At 64.5% G+C, this 15,956-nt stretch carries 13 protein-coding genes and 1 pseudogene; 6 read left to right on the top strand and 8 right to left on the bottom strand.

The genetic code is table 11. The annotated features are described in order from the left end of the window. Positions 1 to 60 precede the first annotated feature (60 nt). On the top strand, positions 61 to 954 hold the full coding sequence (locus tag QBK88_RS05635; protein WP_268141909.1) for a LysR family transcriptional regulator: 894 nt from the start codon (positions 61 to 63) through the stop codon (positions 952 to 954). 19 nt (positions 955 to 973) lie between these two features. Here QBK88_RS05635 and QBK88_RS05630 read toward each other — a convergent pair whose 3' ends face one another. Beyond that, on the bottom strand, positions 974 to 1,171 hold the full coding sequence (locus tag QBK88_RS05630; RefSeq protein ID WP_277961268.1) for a hypothetical protein: 198 nt from the start codon (positions 1,169 to 1,171) through the stop codon (positions 974 to 976). A gap of 209 nt (positions 1,172 to 1,380) precedes the next feature. On the opposite strand from QBK88_RS05630, the pseudogene QBK88_RS30825 reads away from it, so the two are divergent. Next, a pseudogene (locus tag QBK88_RS30825) lies at positions 1,381 to 2,406 on the top strand (HAMP domain-containing protein); the annotation flags it as partial. Between the two features lie 153 nt (positions 2,407 to 2,559). After that, positions 2,560 to 3,264 (top strand): methyl-accepting chemotaxis protein, encoded by a 705-nt coding sequence (locus QBK88_RS30820; protein WP_445764896.1) that lies wholly within the window; start codon positions 2,560 to 2,562, stop codon positions 3,262 to 3,264. Positions 3,265 to 3,319: 55 nt separating this feature from the next. Here QBK88_RS30820 and katG read toward each other — a convergent pair whose 3' ends face one another. Continuing rightward, positions 3,320 to 5,572, bottom strand: a complete 2,253-nt coding sequence (gene katG / locus QBK88_RS05620) for a catalase/peroxidase HPI (RefSeq protein WP_277961266.1) — start codon at positions 5,570 to 5,572, stop codon at positions 3,320 to 3,322. A gap of 447 nt (positions 5,573 to 6,019) precedes the next feature. Between katG and QBK88_RS05615 the strand changes: the two genes are divergently transcribed. After that, the gene (locus tag QBK88_RS05615) at positions 6,020 to 6,871 is read left to right on the top strand and encodes a CAP domain-containing protein (protein WP_277961265.1); all 852 of its coding nucleotides are present in this window, start codon (positions 6,020 to 6,022) and stop codon (positions 6,869 to 6,871) included. Between the two features lie 93 nt (positions 6,872 to 6,964). Here QBK88_RS05615 and QBK88_RS05610 read toward each other — a convergent pair whose 3' ends face one another. The 5 genes from QBK88_RS05610 to QBK88_RS05590 all read right to left on the bottom strand — a co-directional run bounded on the left by QBK88_RS05610 (position 6,965) and on the right by QBK88_RS05590 (position 11,137). Beyond that, entirely contained in the window at positions 6,965 to 8,080 is a 1,116-nt protein-coding gene (locus QBK88_RS05610; RefSeq protein ID WP_277961264.1) for a Gfo/Idh/MocA family protein, read from the bottom strand. 95 nt (positions 8,081 to 8,175) lie between these two features. Beyond that, on the bottom strand, positions 8,176 to 8,910 hold the full coding sequence (locus QBK88_RS05605) for a GGDEF domain-containing protein (RefSeq protein ID WP_277961263.1): 735 nt from the start codon (positions 8,908 to 8,910) through the stop codon (positions 8,176 to 8,178). 14 nt (positions 8,911 to 8,924) lie between these two features. After that, the gene (locus QBK88_RS05600; protein WP_268151543.1) at positions 8,925 to 9,311 is read right to left on the bottom strand and encodes a DUF1987 domain-containing protein; all 387 of its coding nucleotides are present in this window, start codon (positions 9,309 to 9,311) and stop codon (positions 8,925 to 8,927) included. A gap of 19 nt (positions 9,312 to 9,330) precedes the next feature. Beyond that, positions 9,331 to 9,897, bottom strand: a complete 567-nt coding sequence (locus tag QBK88_RS05595; RefSeq protein WP_268141900.1) for a SiaB family protein kinase — start codon at positions 9,895 to 9,897, stop codon at positions 9,331 to 9,333. Next, positions 9,890 to 11,137: a SpoIIE family protein phosphatase gene (locus tag QBK88_RS05590; protein ID WP_445764891.1), complete on the bottom strand. Its 1,248-nt coding sequence runs from the start codon at positions 11,135 to 11,137 to the stop codon at positions 9,890 to 9,892. Before QBK88_RS05590 ends, QBK88_RS05595 begins: the two co-directional genes overlap by 8 nt. 138 nt (positions 11,138 to 11,275) lie before the next feature. Between QBK88_RS05590 and QBK88_RS05585 the strand changes: the two genes are divergently transcribed. Next, complete coding sequence (locus QBK88_RS05585) at positions 11,276 to 12,181, top strand: LysR family transcriptional regulator (protein WP_277961262.1); 906 nt, start codon at positions 11,276 to 11,278, stop codon at positions 12,179 to 12,181. On the opposite strand, the gene QBK88_RS05580 is transcribed toward QBK88_RS05585, so the two are convergent. Further along, complete coding sequence (locus QBK88_RS05580) at positions 12,172 to 13,143, bottom strand: aldo/keto reductase (RefSeq protein WP_277961261.1); 972 nt, start codon at positions 13,141 to 13,143, stop codon at positions 12,172 to 12,174. The two genes, QBK88_RS05585 and QBK88_RS05580, sit on opposite strands and share 10 nt — an antisense overlap. A gap of 324 nt (positions 13,144 to 13,467) precedes the next feature. Between QBK88_RS05580 and QBK88_RS05575 the strand changes: the two genes are divergently transcribed. Next, positions 13,468 to 15,915 (top strand): TonB-dependent receptor plug domain-containing protein, encoded by a 2,448-nt coding sequence (locus QBK88_RS05575; protein ID WP_445764890.1) that lies wholly within the window; start codon positions 13,468 to 13,470, stop codon positions 15,913 to 15,915. The last annotated feature ends 41 nt before the right edge of the window (positions 15,916 to 15,956 follow it).

Raw genomic sequence — 15,956 nt, 5'->3', positions numbered from 1 at the left:
CGCGGAAAAACAGGCCATGAGTCCCGTCTGAGCGGACAGATTGTCCATAAAGGAGTGTGCATGGAAAGCCTTGGCGGCCTGACCGCCTTCGTTCGCGCCGTGGAGCTGGGCAGCTTTGTCGGGGCGGCCCAACGTTTGCGGGTATCGCCCTCGGCCATTGGCAAGAGCGTGGCGCGGCTGGAGGAAAGCCTGGGGGTTCGCCTGCTCAACCGCAGCACCCGGCACCTGAGCCTGACCGAGGCCGGCGAGCTGTTCTATGCCCGCGGCCGGCGCGTGGTGCAGGAACTGGAGGAAGCCCAGACCGAGCTGCTGGCCCAGCGCGAGGCTCCCCAGGGCCGGCTGCGCATCAGCTCGCCGGCGCTGGGTTACCGCATGCTGGTGCCCATCCTGCCGGAATTCACCCGTCGCTACCCCAGGATCGAACTGGACCTGGACTTCAGTGACCGCATGGTCGACGTGATTGCCGAAGGCATGGACGCGGTGATCCGCAGTGGCGATGTCGTCGACTCCCGGCTCAAGGCCCGCACGCTGGGGAGCTTCCGCCTGGTACTGGTAGGTGCACCCGCGTATTTCGCCCAGCATGGGACGCCCGGAACACCTGAACAACTGCGCAACCATGCATGCCTGTTCTACCGGTTTCACAGCAACGGCCAGGTTCAGCCGTGGACGTTCGAGGGGCGCGAGGGGCTGCCGGCGCTGGAACTGCCGGGCACCCTCACCTTCAACAACATCGAAGCCTTGATCGGCGCCGCCATCAGCGGCCTGGGCATTGCTTACCTGCCGGACTTCGCCGTGGGCCAGTACCTGCGCGACGGGCAATTGCAGAGCATCCTCGATGACCGGCTGGTGGCAGGTGGGACCTTCTCGCTGCTGTGGCCAGGCAGCCGCCAGCCGCTACCCAAGCTGCGGGCGTTCGTGGACTTCCTGGCCGAACACCTGGTGCTGGGGCCGTGATGGGCCAGGCGTTGGCGGGTCAATGCTCCGCCGCTACCCGGCAGCCCTTGCGGTGGCGAATTTCTTCGTCGGTGGGCCGGGTGCGGTCGAAGTGGAAGGTGCCGTCGGAGTAGATCTCCAGCCAGCCCCATTCACAGGTGGTTTCGTCCTGCCCCGGTGCGGGCGGCTTTGCCCACCAGGGCTCACGGCTGACGAGGGTGCGTGTGGCTGCGGTCATGGTCGACTCCTGCGGCACGTGCAATCGCTAGACCCTCTGATGATAGACGTGCGCCGGTGGCCTGCGGCGCGGCCAGACGTTCAACGGTGCCAGGTAACTAATCTTTCACGACCAATGACCTCCAGCCTTGAACACCTGCGCCGATAGCATGGCAACGAACCCCTGAATGCGTTTCGCCTTCACGTTCGCACTGCCAAGCAAGGTGCTTTATGAAGTTGACCCTAGGTAAAAAACTGGCTCTGTCGGCCAGCGTCGCACTGCTGCTGGTTGGCTGCAGCCTGACAGCGCTGCACTACATCGAGAGCCGCGACAACATCGAGACCGGCATTTCCCAGCAGGTCAGCAACACCGGCAAGGTCTTTGCCGCCAACGTCAGCTACTGGCTGACCAGCAAACAGATGGCCATGGCCGCCGTGACCGCCGGTGCCAGCGATGACACGCTGTTGGCACAGTTGCAGCAGGCCAAGGTTTCCGGTGGCTTCGACAACGTATTCCTGGCCCGCCCCGATGGCAGCGAGGTCAACGCCAACGGCGCCACCCTGCCCCCGGACAACAACGACCCGCGCAAGTGGAAGTGGTACCAGCAGGCGCTGCTGGCCCCCAACGACGTGTACTTCTCCACGCCTTCAGTGGCCGCCGCCACCCAGAGCTATGTGCTGTCACTGGGCAAAGTGCTGGCCCGCAATGGCGCGACCCTGGGGGTGCTGGGCGCTGACGTGAGCATGAGCGAGATCCTGAGCCAGTTGAAACAGATCAAGCTGCCGGGCAACGGTTCGGCATTCTTCATCGACCACGACGGCATCATCCTGGGCCACAACGACAAGAATGCCCTCGACAAACCGGTCGACAGCCTTTACCCCGCCCTCACGACCACTGCCTTGCAGAGCCTGGCCGCCAGCGATGGCGCACGCTTTCTGCTCAACGACCAGGGGCAGCGTCTGTACGTGATTCCCATCGAGCACCAGCACGAGAAACTGGTGCTGGTGCTGGATAACGATGTGTTGCTGGCCCCGCTGCACCGCAGCCTGTGGGTGGCCCTGGGCACCCTGGCAGTGATCCTGGTGTTGTCACTGCTGGTGGTCAACGCCCTGTGCGTGTGGCTGCTCAAACCCCTGGGGGCCATGTCCCGCGGCCTGCAGGTGATCGCCAGCGGCGACGGCGACCTGACCCAGCGCATCGTCCAGCAGTCCGACGATGAGGTGGGCGAACTGGGCCGCCATTTCAACCAGTTCGTCGGCAGCCTGCACACCCTGATCAGCCACGTGCGCCACCAGGCGGTGGAGATCGGCCAGGAGTCCACCAGCGTATTGAACCGCAGCAGCGACTCGGCCCAGAGCCTGGAACGCCTGCAGCAGGAACTGACCCTGGTGGCCACCGCCGTCACCGAAATGGCCTCGGCCACCCAGGAAATCGCCGGCAACGCCGAGCGCACCGCCGTGTCGGCCCAGCAGTCGTCGGTCAGCAGCCTCAAGGGCCTGGACCTGGTGCGCAAGACCCAGGGTTCGATCGTCGACCTGTCCAGCGAGATCAGTGCCGCCACCCAGGTGGTCAATGAGCTGAGCGAGTACTCGCAGTCCATCAGCAGTGTGCTCACCAGTATCCAGAGCATCGCCGAGCAGACCAACCTGCTGGCCCTCAACGCCGCCATCGAAGCGGCGCGCGCGGGTGAACAGGGACGCGGCTTCGCCGTGGTGGCCGATGAGGTACGCACCTTGTCCCAGCGCACCCAGGAGTCGACCCAGTCGATTCAGGTGACCATCAACAACATCCAGCGCATTACCCTCGATGCGGTGAACCGCATGGCCAACAGCACCGGCCTGGCCGAGCGCAGCGTAGCCGATGCGCAGTTGGCGTATGCGTCGCTGGAGGAAATCACCGAAGCGGCCAGCGAGATCTCCGGGATGTCCCAGCAGATCGCTTCCGCGGCCGAGGAGCAGTCATCGGTGACCGAGGAAATCACCCGTAACGTGGTGACCATCAAGAGCCTGGGCGAGGACCTGGTGGAAGGGTCCCTGGATGCCGAGCAGCAATCCAGGTCGCTGCAGGAACATGCCAGCGACCTGAACGGCAAGGTGGCGCGGTTTATCCTCTGAGTCCATCCAGGCAGTTGCTGCTACAGGTGCTCGCGGCCTGTAGCAGTGAACCGGGTCAGGCGAGGTCGAAGCGGTCCAGGTCCATGACTTTCGCCCAGGCGGCGACGAAGTCGGTGACGAACTTCTGCTGCCCATCGGCGCTGCCGTACACTTCCGAGAACGCCCGTAGCTGCGCGTGAGAACCAAACACCAGGTCAACCCGGGTGCCGGTCCATTTCACTTCACCGCTCTTGCGGTCGCGCGCTTCGAAGGTGTCGGTGCCTCCCGCCGTCGGCTTCCACTCCACTGCCATGTCCAGCAGGTTGACGAAGAAGTCGTTGGTCAGGCTGCCCGGACGGTCAGTGAACACCCCGTGCTGGCTCTGGCCGACGTTGGCGCCCAGCACCCGCAGGCCACCCACCAGCACGGTCATCTCGGGCCCCGTGAGGGTCAGCAACTGCGCCTTGTCCACCAGCAGCGCTTCGGCGGAGACCGTGTACTTGCCTTTGAGGTAGTTGCGGAAGCCATCGGCGATGGGCTCCAGGAAAGCGAAGGACTCCACATCAGTCTGCTCTTGCGAGGCATCGACCCGGCCCGGCGAAAACGGCACGCTGACCGTGTGCCCGGCGTTCTTGGCGGCTTGCTCGACACCCACGTTACCGGCCAGCACGATCAGGTCGGCCAGGGATACCTTGGCGCCGTGCTCATTGCGGATGCTTTCCAGGGTCTGCAACACCTTGGCCAACTGCGCCGGCTGGTTGGCTTCCCAGTCTTTCTGGGGGGCCAGGCGCAGGCGCCCACCGTTGGCGCCGCCGCGCTTGTCTGAACCGCGGAACGTGGAGGCCGCCGCCCAGGCGGTAGACACCAGCTCGCCCACGCTCAGGCCCGACGCCAGGACCTTGGCCTTCAACGCGGCCACATCCTGGTCACTGAGCACGGCTTGCCCGGCCTGGGGCAGCGGGTCTTGCCACAGCAGTTCTTCGGTGGGCGTTTCCGGGCCCAGGTAGCGAGCCAATGGGCCCATGTCGCGGTGGGTCAGCTTGAACCAGGCGCGGGCGAAGGCGTCGGCGAGCTGATCTGGGTTCGCCAGGAAACGCCGGGCAATGGGCTCATAGACCGGGTCGAAACGCAGGGCAAGGTCCGAGGTCAGCATGGTGGGCGCACGGCGTTTGTTCGGGTCGTGGGCGTCCGGGATCTTGCCGGCACCGGCACCGTTCTTCGGCGTCCATTGGTGGGCGCCCGCCGGGCTCTTGGTCAGTTCCCAGTCAAAGCCGAACAGGTTTTCCAGGTATTCGTTGCTCCAGCGGGTGGGCGTCGAGGTCCAGGTCACTTCCAGGCCACTGGTGATGGTGTCACCGCCCTTGCCAGTGCCAAAGCTGTTGCGCCAGCCAAGGCCCTGCTCCTCCAGCCCGGCGGCTTCGGGCTCTGCCCCGACGTTGTCGGCAGGGCCGGCGCCGTGGGTCTTGCCGAAGGCGTGGCCGCCGGCGATCAGGGCGACGGTTTCTTCATCATTCATGGCCATGCGGCCGAAGGTTTCACGGATGTCGAGGCCGGACTTGACCGGGTCGGGATGGCCGTCCGGCCCTTCCGGATTGACGTAGATCAGCCCCATCTGCACCGCCGCCAAGGGGTTTTCCAGGTGGCGGCCATTGTCGGTGCGGCTGGTCTCGCTGCCGTGCAGGTCGGGTTCGGCCACCAGGGTGCCGTCACCGGGGGGTTGCGCCTTCAGTTGTTCGTTGCCGTAGCGCACGTCGCCGCCCAGCCAGGTCTTCTCCGAGCCCCAGTACACGTCTTCGTCCGGCTCCCATACGTCCGGGCGGCCGCCGGAATAGCCGAACGTCTTGAAGCCCATGGACTCCAGGGCAACGTTGCCGGTGAGCACGATCAGGTCGGCCCAGGAAATCTTGCGGCCATATTTCTGCTTGACCGGCCAGATCAGCCGACGGGCCTTGTCCAGGCTGACGTTGTCGGGCCAGCTGTTGAGCGGGGCAAAGCGTTGTTGCCCGGCCCCCGCGCCGCCCCGGCCATCCCCGGTGCGGTAGGTACCGGCACTGTGCCAGGCCATGCGGATGAACAGCGGGCCGTAGTGGCCAAAGTCAGCGGGCCACCAGTCTTGCGAATGGGTCATCACGTCCAGGAGGTCTTTTTTCACTGCCGCGAAATCCAGGCTCTTGAATTCCCTGGCGTAATCGAAGCCCTCGCCCATGGGGTCGGAGCGGCCGGAGTGCTGGTGGAGGATTTTCAGGTTCAGCTGGTTCGGCCACCAGTCACGGTTGGTGGTACCGCCGCCAGCAGCATGGTTGAACGGGCATTTCGATTCGGTTGCCATGATTGATTACCTTATGGTCATCTGCGTGCAACTGCCCCGAGCCGCGAAGGCGCGAAGCAGGATGGGCAATTTCAAGGACATAGGGTGCGGGGCCGGCGACGTGATCAGCGGGTCGGCGAGGCCACGGGGCAATGGCGATTGGCGACAATCAGGGTGCCGGGACCACGATCCTCGGCAGGCTGGACAGGCGTGAAGGTCATTATTATCTCCTTGTCAGGTTCCCGCCGACCGACGCGCGATGGCGGTAGAGACAGCCTAGACCGCTCTGGCGGATAGGGCTAATAGCCGCGGTATTGGGCGCCGATAGAGCAAGACTTTCATCTTCGCCAGGGAATTTCCTGGCTTCACCTCATTCAAACTCGAGATACCTGCGCTAAGCGTGCATTCGTACACGGTTTGCAGATACCCTAGAAACGTCCCTCAGTCGTGTGCCCCCTGGAGACCGCCATGCCCGCTTTGCCCCCCTTCCTGCGCCTGGCCGCCTGTTCCCTGGGCCTGACGCTGGCCGCCCACGCCGCCGCCAGTGACGAGTCGCCGTTGATTGACTCGATCAACCAGTTCCGTGGCCAGGTGCAACGCTGTGACGGCCAGGCTTCCCATGAGTTGCCGCCGCTCAACGTCGACCCGCGCCTGGTGCTGCCGGCCAGTGGCAGTGGCGACCTGCGCGACAGCATGGCGCGGGCGGGTTACCCGATGGTCAGCGTGCAGGCCATCAGCCTGTCAGGCCCGCGGGACGCACAGGCGGCCATGGCGGCCGTGCAGGAAAGCTTCTGCAAGGTGGTGCTCGACCCGCAGTTCATCGACATCGGTGTCAGCCACCAGGGCCAGGACTGGCGGATCGTGGTGGCGCGGCCGTTGCTGCCCAGCAACCTGGGCAGTGCCCAGGCAGAAGGCCAGAAGCTGCTGGCCCAGCTCAACACGGCCCGCGCCCAACCCCACACCTGCGGCGCCCAGGCGTTCAACCCGGCGCCACCGCTGGCGTGGAACGCGACGTTGGCCACGGTAGCCCAGGCCCACGCCCAGGACATGGCCAACCGCAACTATTTCGACCACCTGGACCGCGACGGCCATACCCCGGGCGACCGGGCGGAACTCGCGGGTTACAACGCCCAGGCACTGGGTGAGAACATCGCCGCCGGGCAGGACAGCGTGGCCAAGGTGGTGGCCGGGTGGCTCGCCAGCCCTGGGCATTGTGCGAACCTGATGAACCCGCAGTTTCGCGATCTGGGGGCTGCCTATGCCACCGACCCGAAAAGCGACGCGGGGATCTACTGGACGGGGATGTTCGGGGCGCAGTAGCCAGCAGGGTTAACCGCGGCGCCTGCTTCCCGAGCGTCGTCCGGTCCTGCGGCGTGCGGGACCGGCCGACGCTCGGGCAAGGAGCACCGCCGATCAGCCCCCTTGCACCTGCACCCACCGTTGCTCACGCGCCGCGAAACGAATCGCCGCCGCCAACCGTTCCACCGCCAGCGCCTCGGCGAAATCGGTACCCGCCTGCCCCTGCCCCGCTACCGCCTGGATCAGTTCATGCACTTCCAGCGTCTTGAGCTCGTTGTAGCCCAGCTGGTGCCCCGGCGCCGGGCTGAAGGCGGCGTAACCGGGCAGTGACGGGCCTGCCAGGATGCGCTCGAAACCCGCCTGCCCGGCACGGCACAGGCGCAGTTCGTTTAGCCGCTCCTGGTCGAACGCCAACGTGCCCAACGTACCGCTGACCTCAAAGCTCAGGTGATTCTTGTAGCCGTGCTTGAGCCAACTGCTGCTGAACGTGCCGCGCGCACCATTGGCGAAGCGCAGCAATGCCTGGGTGTGATCGTCGATGGCGATGGCCTTGCGTTCAGGGCTGCCAGCGGTGGCCGGGCGTTCGCAGTGCACGGTCTGGCTGTCGGCACAGACGGCCTGCACGTCGCCGATCAGGAAGCGCGCCATGGCCAGCAGGTGGCTGCCCAGGTCGGCCAGGGCGCCACCGGCGTGGCTGGGCTCGCAGCGCCACGACCAGGGCGATGCCGGGTCAGCCATGAAGTCCTCGCAGAACTCGCCGTCAAAGCTGATGATCCGCCCCAGCTCGCCACCCTGGATCATCTGTCGGGCCTGCTGGATGATGGGGTTGTGCTGGTAGTTGTAGCCCACCCGCGTGACGACCCCGGCCGCCTGGGCCGCATGGTGCATCTGCTCGGCCTGCTCCAGGCTCACCGCCAGCGGCTTTTCGCAGTACACGGCCTTGCCTGCCGCCAGTGCCGCCATGGCCATGGGAAAGTGCAGGTGGTTGGGGGTAGTGATCGCCACCAGGTTCACCGCCGGGTCGTCGATCAGCCGCTGCCAGTCGCTGTGGGCCGTGGCAAACCCCCAGGCCCGGGCGCACTGGCTGCCGCGCTCAGGGTCGGCGTCGGCCAGCGCCGCCAGGTGCAGGCTGACCGGCAGCTCGAACGCCGCGCTGACGTTGCGAAAAGCCAGGGCGTGGGCACGCCCCATGAAACCTGTGCCGATGAGCCCGATGCCAAGTTCACGCATGAGAAGTGCCTGTTGAATTGTTGTTTTGATGGCCTTAGTTATGGAATATAAATTCCAACATGGCAATATCAGAACTGTAATTCTTTTTCAGACCTTTACGGCGCCCCATCGGCGACCACGCGGTTGCGCCCGCTGCGCTTGGCCCGGTACAAGGCCGCATCGGCCGACCCATAGGCCAGGTCGAAACCGGTACCCGCGGGGTGGGCACTGACGCCGAAGCTGGCCGTGACCTGGCGGTTCACCGGCCGCATGAACACTTGGGTGGCGATGGCCGCGCGCATGGCCTCCGCCACTTCCAGCCCTTCCTCCAGGTTGCCCCCCGGCAGCAGCACGGTGAACTCCTCACCGCCTACCCGGCCAATCAGGCCGCCCTCCCCGACGATGCGCCGCAGGCAGCCGACAATGCCCTGAATCACGGCATCACCGGCCGGGTGGCCGAATTCGTCGTTCACCCGCTTGAAATGGTCGATGTCCAGCACGATCATCGCCACGCCCACCTTGAGCAGGGTGTTGGTGGTCTGCTCGATGATCGCACCTCGGTTCAGCACGCCGGTCAAGGCATCATGGGTGGCGCGGTGCTCCAATTGTCGAGCAAGGATGCTCAGCTGCGCGTTGAGTGTATTCATCTCGCGCTCGGCGCGGTCACTGCGGCCGATCAGGCGTCTGGTCTCGCGCACCAGGCGTTCGAAGTGGGCACTCATCTGCGCCAGCGAGTGCTTGTACACCTGGGCCTCGGCCTGGGGCAGCGCGAGAATCTCGCGCGCCTCCTGAAGGGCGTCGAACTCGCTCTTGAACAGATCGGGCAGCGGGTCACTGACGGCAGCGGGCATGGTGGCGGTCCTCATCAACTGGCGATGGCGTGGTCGTGGAAGACAATGGCGGTGAAGTCCGCCTGCAGCTCTTCGCCAAACTCGAAAATGGTTTCGTCCTCTTCATCGTGGTACCAGTTGACGATCACCTGGTTGCCGGCCTGGGCCGCCTGGTCCAGGGCATCGAACAGGCTGAACAACATCTTGGTGCTGGAGCTGTTGAAATAGGCCAGGGCGATATTGGCGGTGAGGGTCTGGCCCTGGCAGGTGTCGAGGAACGCACGCAACTGCTGGACTACCGGCGCGTAGAACGCGGCGGCGTTCTCGGGGTAGGACTCACCCTTGAGGCTGAGCAGCCGCTGGTCGAAACGCAGGTCGACTTCCGGGGAGGTGGCGGTGGCTTCTACGTAGAAATTATCCATTTTCACTGCGTCACTCTTGTCAGATCGTGGCTTTAAGGCAGAACAGCGAGGTACCGGGTTCATCGGCGCGCGGGTGGAAGCTGAATTCCAGTGGCGCGCTGGCGTCGCGGGCCATGGTCAGGAACCCCAGGCCGGCGCCCTTGCTGTCCTCGGGGGTTTCACTGCGCAGGACCACTTTGTAGGCCTGCTTGATCTCGTCGATGGACATCTTGCACAGCGACACCAGTTTTTCGCGCAGGCGCTCCACGTCGTCGGTGGCGATGGGGTTGGCGCATTGCATCAGGTAACGGTCGCCCTCGGCGCTGATGCAGACCGCTCCCTGGCGCAGGGCGGTACCATCCTCCACGGACGGGCGCAGCCAGTCGGACGAATAATGAATGATGTTCTGCGACAGCTCTATGAACGAGGAAAACAGCTTGCGCCGCGTCGGCCCGCTGACGCCAGCCACTTCCAGCTGCACCTTCACCACCTCGGCCATGGTGGTGATGATGCCGTGGGAGAAATAGCCCATGTGATAGAAGATCACATTGCGCTGCTGGGCCAGTTCGAAAAAGGTGCAATCCTGGGCGGTGTGTGGGTTAGCCATGGGGGGTCCTGAGTCGGGCACAGAATAGAGTGAGGTCGTCACGTCGACGTTGCGATCCTTGCCACCCGGCCAGTGCCTGGTGTACCGCCGTGCAGACTTCATTCGCCGGCGCCTGGCGGTGAGCCAGCAGCGTGTCGAATGCCTTGCGCTTTCCAAACGCAATGTTGCGGGGGCCGCCGATCTGGTCCGTCAGGCCATCGGTGGCCACGAACAGCAGGCTGCCGGGTTGCAGCGCCACCTGGGTGCTGGCCCATTGATAATCCAGGGCGCTGCCTACGTAACCCACGCCCATGCGCTGGCCGGCCAGTGTCTCCACCTGCTCGGCGCCGGGGTGCAGCAGCGCCAGGGACAAGCGCGCACCCGCGAAGCTGAGCGTTTGGCTGGCGGTGTCGACCCAGAAAAATGCCGCGTCCAGGCCGTCGTCCGACTCCGGTGTTTCGGCCACGCCCTGGACCTGGCCCAGCAGCTCCTTGACGCTGCGGTTGACTGCCGACAGCAGCCGCGCCGGGTCACGCGGCCCGCACCGGGCCAGGGCCTGGGTCAACGACGAGGAGGCAATCAGGGTCATGAACGCTCCCGGCACACCATGGCCGGTGCAATCGGCGATGGCACCGAACCAGCCATCGGGGTAGGCGCAGAAATGGTAGAAATCACCGCCGACCACGTCACGTGGCTCCCACAGCAGCGCCGCGTCATCCAGGGTCGACTTCAGGGCGTCGCGAGAGGCGCGCAACATCGCTCGTTGAATAACGCTGGCGTACTCGATGCTCTGCATCATCTGACGGTTCTTCTGCGCCTGCATCTCGGCCACCACCGACATCAACTGCAGGCCATTGCCCAGGCCGGCGAAGCGCCCTTGATGGGTGACGATGAAGCCATCGGACAGCGCTTTCTCGCCGTATTCGACGGTCTTGAACGTCAGGGTTTCGATGCTCATCTGCGCGTCGACGATCAAGGGCTCCTTGTCCATGAAGGCAATGCAGCTTTTCTTGTCGTACAGCTCACGGTGGAAGGGGCGGCTCATTTGCGACAGAAAAATGTTGCGGTTGATCAAGCCAATGGGCCGTGCGCCTTCTACCACGGCCAGGCAGACCATGTCCTTCTGCGAGCTGAAGATGTCCATGACCAGGGCATTGGTGGCGCTGGACTCGACGGTGGGCATCTGCTTGCACAGATCACCGGCACAGCGGTGATCGCGCAGGAGTTTGGGACGCATGAAGGGGAAGTGTTCGGCGTGCATGCTCAAGGACCAACCCGTGGTGAATGCGCGATGCTAGCGAACCAATGTTAAAGTGATATTACTGTTCCCTCATCTTGCTACGCCTGCGGCAGCGGCAGCGACAACCTGTGTTTCTGGTTTTCGTGATACCTTTTGCGCATGACCGATGCCATCGACCTGCGCCAATTCCGCTATTTCGTCACCTTGTGCGAGACCCTCAATTTCGGCCGGGCCGCCGAGCGCCTGTTTATCTCGCAGCCGCCATTGAGCCGGCAGATACGCCAGCTGGAAGAGCAGTTGGGCGTGACCCTGTTTCTCCGTACCCGCACAGGTGTCACCCTGACCGCCGCTGGCAGCGCGCTGTTACCCCTGGCCCGGCGCACATTGGGCCAGGCGCAACAGGCCATCGCCGCCGCCAGGGCAGCGGGCGACGCCCAGGGCCAGACCTTTCGGGTGGGCTACACTACCGTGTTCGACCGCAGCGCCATCCCCGATGTGACGGCCCAACTGGCGCTGCAATACCCCGACTGCCAGGTGTCCCTCAAGGGCAAGCATTCCATCAGCCTGGTGCGTGAGGTGAAGAATGGGGCCTTGGACGCCGCCTTCGTTGGCCTGCATACCGATACCCGTGGCCTGGCCTGTGAAACCCTGGTGGAACAGCCCATGGTGGCCGCCCTGCCCGCTTCGCACCCGTTGGCGCGCAAACGCCGCCTATCCTTCGAAGACATGCGCGAGCAGCCGCTGTTTCGTTTCGAACGGCGGCTGAACCCCGGTTTTCATGACCATTGCCAGGCGTACTTCGACCGCATCGGGTTCACCCCTAACAGCCTGCCGGAGCCCGACGACCATCACATCCTGCTGGGCCTGATCGCCGAGGGCCAGGGCATGGCCCTGCTGCCCGCATCGCTGCAACAGGTCAGGCGCCAAGGGGTGGTGTTCAGGCCGCTCAAGCCCTTGCACGGGCCACTGACGGCGGGCATTGCCGTGGTATATGCGCCGGACAACGCCTCGCCGTTGTTGGCCGCGTTCCTCACGCTGGTGCGTGCCCGCGCCGCTCAGTCGTGACCGGCCACGGGGCGCGCACGGTAGGGCTGCTCCAGGCACGCTATGTCGTCGGCGTCGAGCACCAGCTCAAGTGCCGCGATCGCGTCCTCCAGGTGCCGGGGTTTACTGGCGCCGATGATCGGCGACGTCACCCCATCACGGCTGGCCACCCAGGCTAGCGCCACGTGGGCCGGGGGCACGCCGCGGCGCGCCGCCACCTGCTCGACCGCGGCCACGATGGCGTCCTCCTCCGCGTGGTGGTCATACCACACCTGTGCCGGCGCATCGCTGGCCGCCCGCACCGTAGGCGCCTTGCGGGTGCCGGCCAACAACCCTCGGGCCAGCGGCGACCACGGCGTTACCGCAATCCCCATTTCCCGGCACAAGGGCAGCATTTCCCGTTCTTCCTCACGGTAGATCAGGTTGTAGTGGTTCTGCATCGACACGAACTGCGCCAGGCCATGCTGCTTTTGCAGGCCCAACATGCGCATGAACTGCCAGGCATGCATGGAGGACGCACCGATATAGCGGGCCTTGCCCGAACGCACCACGGTGTCCAGGGCTTCGAGGGTTTCCTCGATGGGGGTCTCGGGGTCGAAGCGGTGAATGATGTAGAGGTCCACGTAATCGGTGCCCAGGCGCTGCAATGAGCCATCGATACTGGCCAGGATATGCTTGCGCGACAAGCCACGAGCGTTGGGTTTGTCGCCCATGGGGTGGAACACCTTGGTGGCGATCACGGCTTCGTCCCTGGGTACGTAATCGAGCAGTGCCTTGCCCAGCACCTGTTCGCCGGCGCCCAGGGAATACATGTCGGCGGTATCGAAGAAGTTGATGCCGGCGTCCAGCGCCTGTTTGATGAAGGGGCGGCTGCCGGCCTCGTCCAGTACCCAGTCACGCCAGGTGGGGGAGCCGTAGGTCATGCAGCCCAGGCAGAGCTTGCTGACTTTGAGGCCGGTGGTGCCGAGGTTGAGGTAGTGCATGGGGTCGCTTCCTGTCGATTGCTGAAGTGCCCCCAGGTTAGGGCCGCGCTGCCGCGGCCCTCCAATACCTTTTCAGCCATACCTTTTCGGTATGCATTACGTAGCGAAGTAGTCGCCACAACATAACCTGACCGCATAATTAACTTTTATTTAATGCATGTTTTGAATAATATCGTTATTCCAAAAAAGAATTTCCAATGAAGTTGTTATGAAAATACTATCAATCCAAGACGCCACTCTTGCCGTCCCAAACGATTGCCTTCAGGAAATGGAACCTGTACCCCCACCACGGGCCAGTGTCAGCTTTAATGGACAACGCCCGACATGCCGTATTCGTCTTCAGTCAAGCAGCCCCGGACTTTCCCGCTCTCAGCCTTGAGCGTTGCCATGCTGCTGGCCACCGCCGCGCCCCTGGCCAACGCCGATACCGCCGCCCCTGACACGCAGCTCAAGACCGTGACGGTGACCACCACCGCCGAAACCGCCCGTGCGCAGCAGCGCACCATCGTTGACAGCTCCACGCCCACCGACATCATCAGCAACGATGCGCTGGTCAAGACCGGCCGGGCGGAGCTGTCCGAGGCCATTGCCAAACTGCTGCCCTCCTTCACCTTCGGAAGCAACATTGCCGGGTTCAACTCCACCACCCGGCCGCTGAGCAACCGTGGCATGGGCCCGGAGTACACGCTGGTGCTGGTCAACGGCAAGCGGCGCCACCTGGGTGCGGCCATTCAACAAGGCTCCACCGATAACAGCGGCGCCAATGTCGTGGACATCGACATGATCCCCATCAGCTCCATCGACCATATCGAGGTGCTCAAGGACGCCGCGGCCGCGCGCTATGGCTCCGACGCCGTGGCCGGGGTGGTGAACATCATTCTCAAGTCCCAGGACTCGGGCGGCCATGTGGAAACCAGCTATGGCGAGCTGTTTTCCGGCGAAGGCGCCACCAAGAAAATCGCCGCCGACGAAGGCTTCAAGCTCGGCGACAACGGCGGGTTCCTGCACCTTTCCGCCGACGCCCGCAAACGCGGCTACGCCTCGTGGGACGGCAAGGCCGACAGCACTGTCACCGCCTACAACGACCCGGCCAAGGAAGCCAGTTGGGACCGGGTAGCGATCAAGAACGGCGACCCCGAGCTCAAGGCCTACAACGTGGGCTATAACGCCGAGCTGCCGCTGAACGACGTGACCCTGTACTCCTTCGGCACCTATGGCGAACGCAAGGCGGTGATCCAGAACTACTACCGCTTCCCCAATGGCACGGCCTCGGTGCCGTCGATTTTCCCCGACGGCTACTACCCGGTGAACAACCTGCGCGACATCGACTACCAGTTCGTGTTCGGTGGCAAGGGTGATGTGGGCGGTTGGAATTATGACCTGAGCACCAGCTACGGTCGCGACACCCTGAAGTACTCCAGCGACTTGAACCTCAACCCGTCGCTTGGCGATGCGTCGCCCACCAGTTTCAGCAACCTGGCGACCTTCCGCTCCGACCAGTGGGTGAACAACCTGGACTTCAGCCGCCGCTTCGAGAACCCGTTCAACCTGGGGGTGCCGGTGACCGTGTCCACGGGTATCGAGCATACATGGGAGCGGTTCAGCACCTTCGCAGGCTCTGCGGACTCCTACGAAACCGGTACCTACAACGCGGCCAGCGGTGCCCAGGCGTCCGTCATCATCCGCCCCGAAGACGAAGTGGACCTGATCCGCAACACCTACGCCACCTACCTGGACCTGGGCTTTGACCTGACCAGCCGCTGGTACGCGGACGTGGCCGCGCGGCTGGAGCATTTCGACGACTACAACGGCAACAAGCTGGGCCTCAAATTCAACAGCCGCTACAAGCTGACCGATACAGTGGCCGTGCGCGGCACCATCGGCACTGGCGTCCGTGCACCGTCCCTGACCCAGACCGGTTACACCACCACCGACAGCCGCGTGAACACCGACGTCAACGGCAACGTGGTGCCTGCCACCACCCGCCTGACCCCGTCGGACAGCAGCCTGGCCCAGGCGCTGGGCGGCAGCGCGCTGAAGCCGGAAAAATCCCAGAACCTGGGGCTGGGCATCACCTGGCAACCGGCGCCGCGCACCAGCGTCACCGCCGATGCCTACCTGGTGGACATCCAGAACCGCATCGCACTCACCAGTGCCATCTATGACCACGGCGACGGCGTGGTCAACAGCATCCTGGCCGCCCAGGGCGTGACCGCCGGCACCTGGGTGGATTATTACACCAATGCCTTCGACACCCGCACCCGCGGCCTGGACGTGGTGGCCGACCACACCACGCCGTTCGGCGAGTTTGGCGATGTGCGCTGGAGCGCCGCCTTCAACTACAACAAGACCACCATCACTGACGCCAAGGACACCCCGGCTTCGCTGGCCAATGCCGGCGTGACCCTGGTGGGCCGCAACCGCGAAGGCGACCTGACCGACGCGCTGCCCAAGACCAAATGGATTCTGGGGGCCAACTGGAAGGTGGGCAACTGGAACACCAACCTGACCACCACCCGCTACGGCTCGGTGTCGACCCTGGCGGTGAACGAAAGCGGCGACCGCAGCTTCGGCGCCAAGTGGCTGACCGACCTGGACGTCAGCTACACCTTCTTCGACCACCTGACCGTGAGCCTGGGCGGCAGCAACATCTTCGATGTGCGCCCCGACAAGAACGCGGTGTACAGCAGCCTGGGCCTGGCCCCGTACGGCAACCCGCCGTTCTACCCCGGTGGTGGCTCCTGGTACACCAAGCTCGCCTACGACTTCTGACCCAGCGGCCGCATCGCCCCCACCGGCGTGCGGCCTTTTTG

The sequence above is a fragment of the Pseudomonas sp. RIT-To-2 genome (genome assembly GCF_029623465.1).
Classification (GTDB): domain Bacteria; phylum Pseudomonadota; class Gammaproteobacteria; order Pseudomonadales; family Pseudomonadaceae; genus Aquipseudomonas; species Aquipseudomonas silvicola.
The sequence above is the reverse complement of the archived record's forward strand: the minus strand, read 5'-3'. Positions and strand labels throughout refer to the sequence as shown.

Coding starts and splice junctions, on each gene's coding strand:
- QBK88_RS05615 (WP_277961265.1), top strand. CDS start 6,020: ATGCCCGCTTTGCCCCCCTTCCTGCGCCTGGCCGCCTGTTCCCTGGGC.
- QBK88_RS05580 (WP_277961261.1), bottom strand. CDS start 13,143: ATGCACTACCTCAACCTCGGCACCACCGGCCTCAAAGTCAGCAAGCTC.
- QBK88_RS05595 (WP_268141900.1), bottom strand. CDS start 9,897: ATGGCTAACCCACACACCGCCCAGGATTGCACCTTTTTCGAACTGGCC.
- QBK88_RS30820 (WP_445764896.1), top strand. CDS start 2,560: ATGGCCTCGGCCACCCAGGAAATCGCCGGCAACGCCGAGCGCACCGCC.
- QBK88_RS05605 (WP_277961263.1), bottom strand. CDS start 8,910: ATGCCCGCTGCCGTCAGTGACCCGCTGCCCGATCTGTTCAAGAGCGAG.
- QBK88_RS05585 (WP_277961262.1), top strand. CDS start 11,276: ATGACCGATGCCATCGACCTGCGCCAATTCCGCTATTTCGTCACCTTG.
- QBK88_RS05635 (WP_268141909.1), top strand. CDS start 61: ATGGAAAGCCTTGGCGGCCTGACCGCCTTCGTTCGCGCCGTGGAGCTG.
- QBK88_RS05600 (WP_268151543.1), bottom strand. CDS start 9,311: ATGGATAATTTCTACGTAGAAGCCACCGCCACCTCCCCGGAAGTCGAC.
- QBK88_RS05575 (WP_445764890.1), top strand. CDS start 13,468: ATGCCGTATTCGTCTTCAGTCAAGCAGCCCCGGACTTTCCCGCTCTCA.
- katG (WP_277961266.1), bottom strand. CDS start 5,572: ATGGCAACCGAATCGAAATGCCCGTTCAACCATGCTGCTGGCGGCGGT.
- QBK88_RS05590 (WP_445764891.1), bottom strand. CDS start 11,137: ATGCACGCCGAACACTTCCCCTTCATGCGTCCCAAACTCCTGCGCGAT.
- QBK88_RS05610 (WP_277961264.1), bottom strand. CDS start 8,080: ATGCGTGAACTTGGCATCGGGCTCATCGGCACAGGTTTCATGGGGCGT.
- QBK88_RS05630 (WP_277961268.1), bottom strand. CDS start 1,171: ATGACCGCAGCCACACGCACCCTCGTCAGCCGTGAGCCCTGGTGGGCA.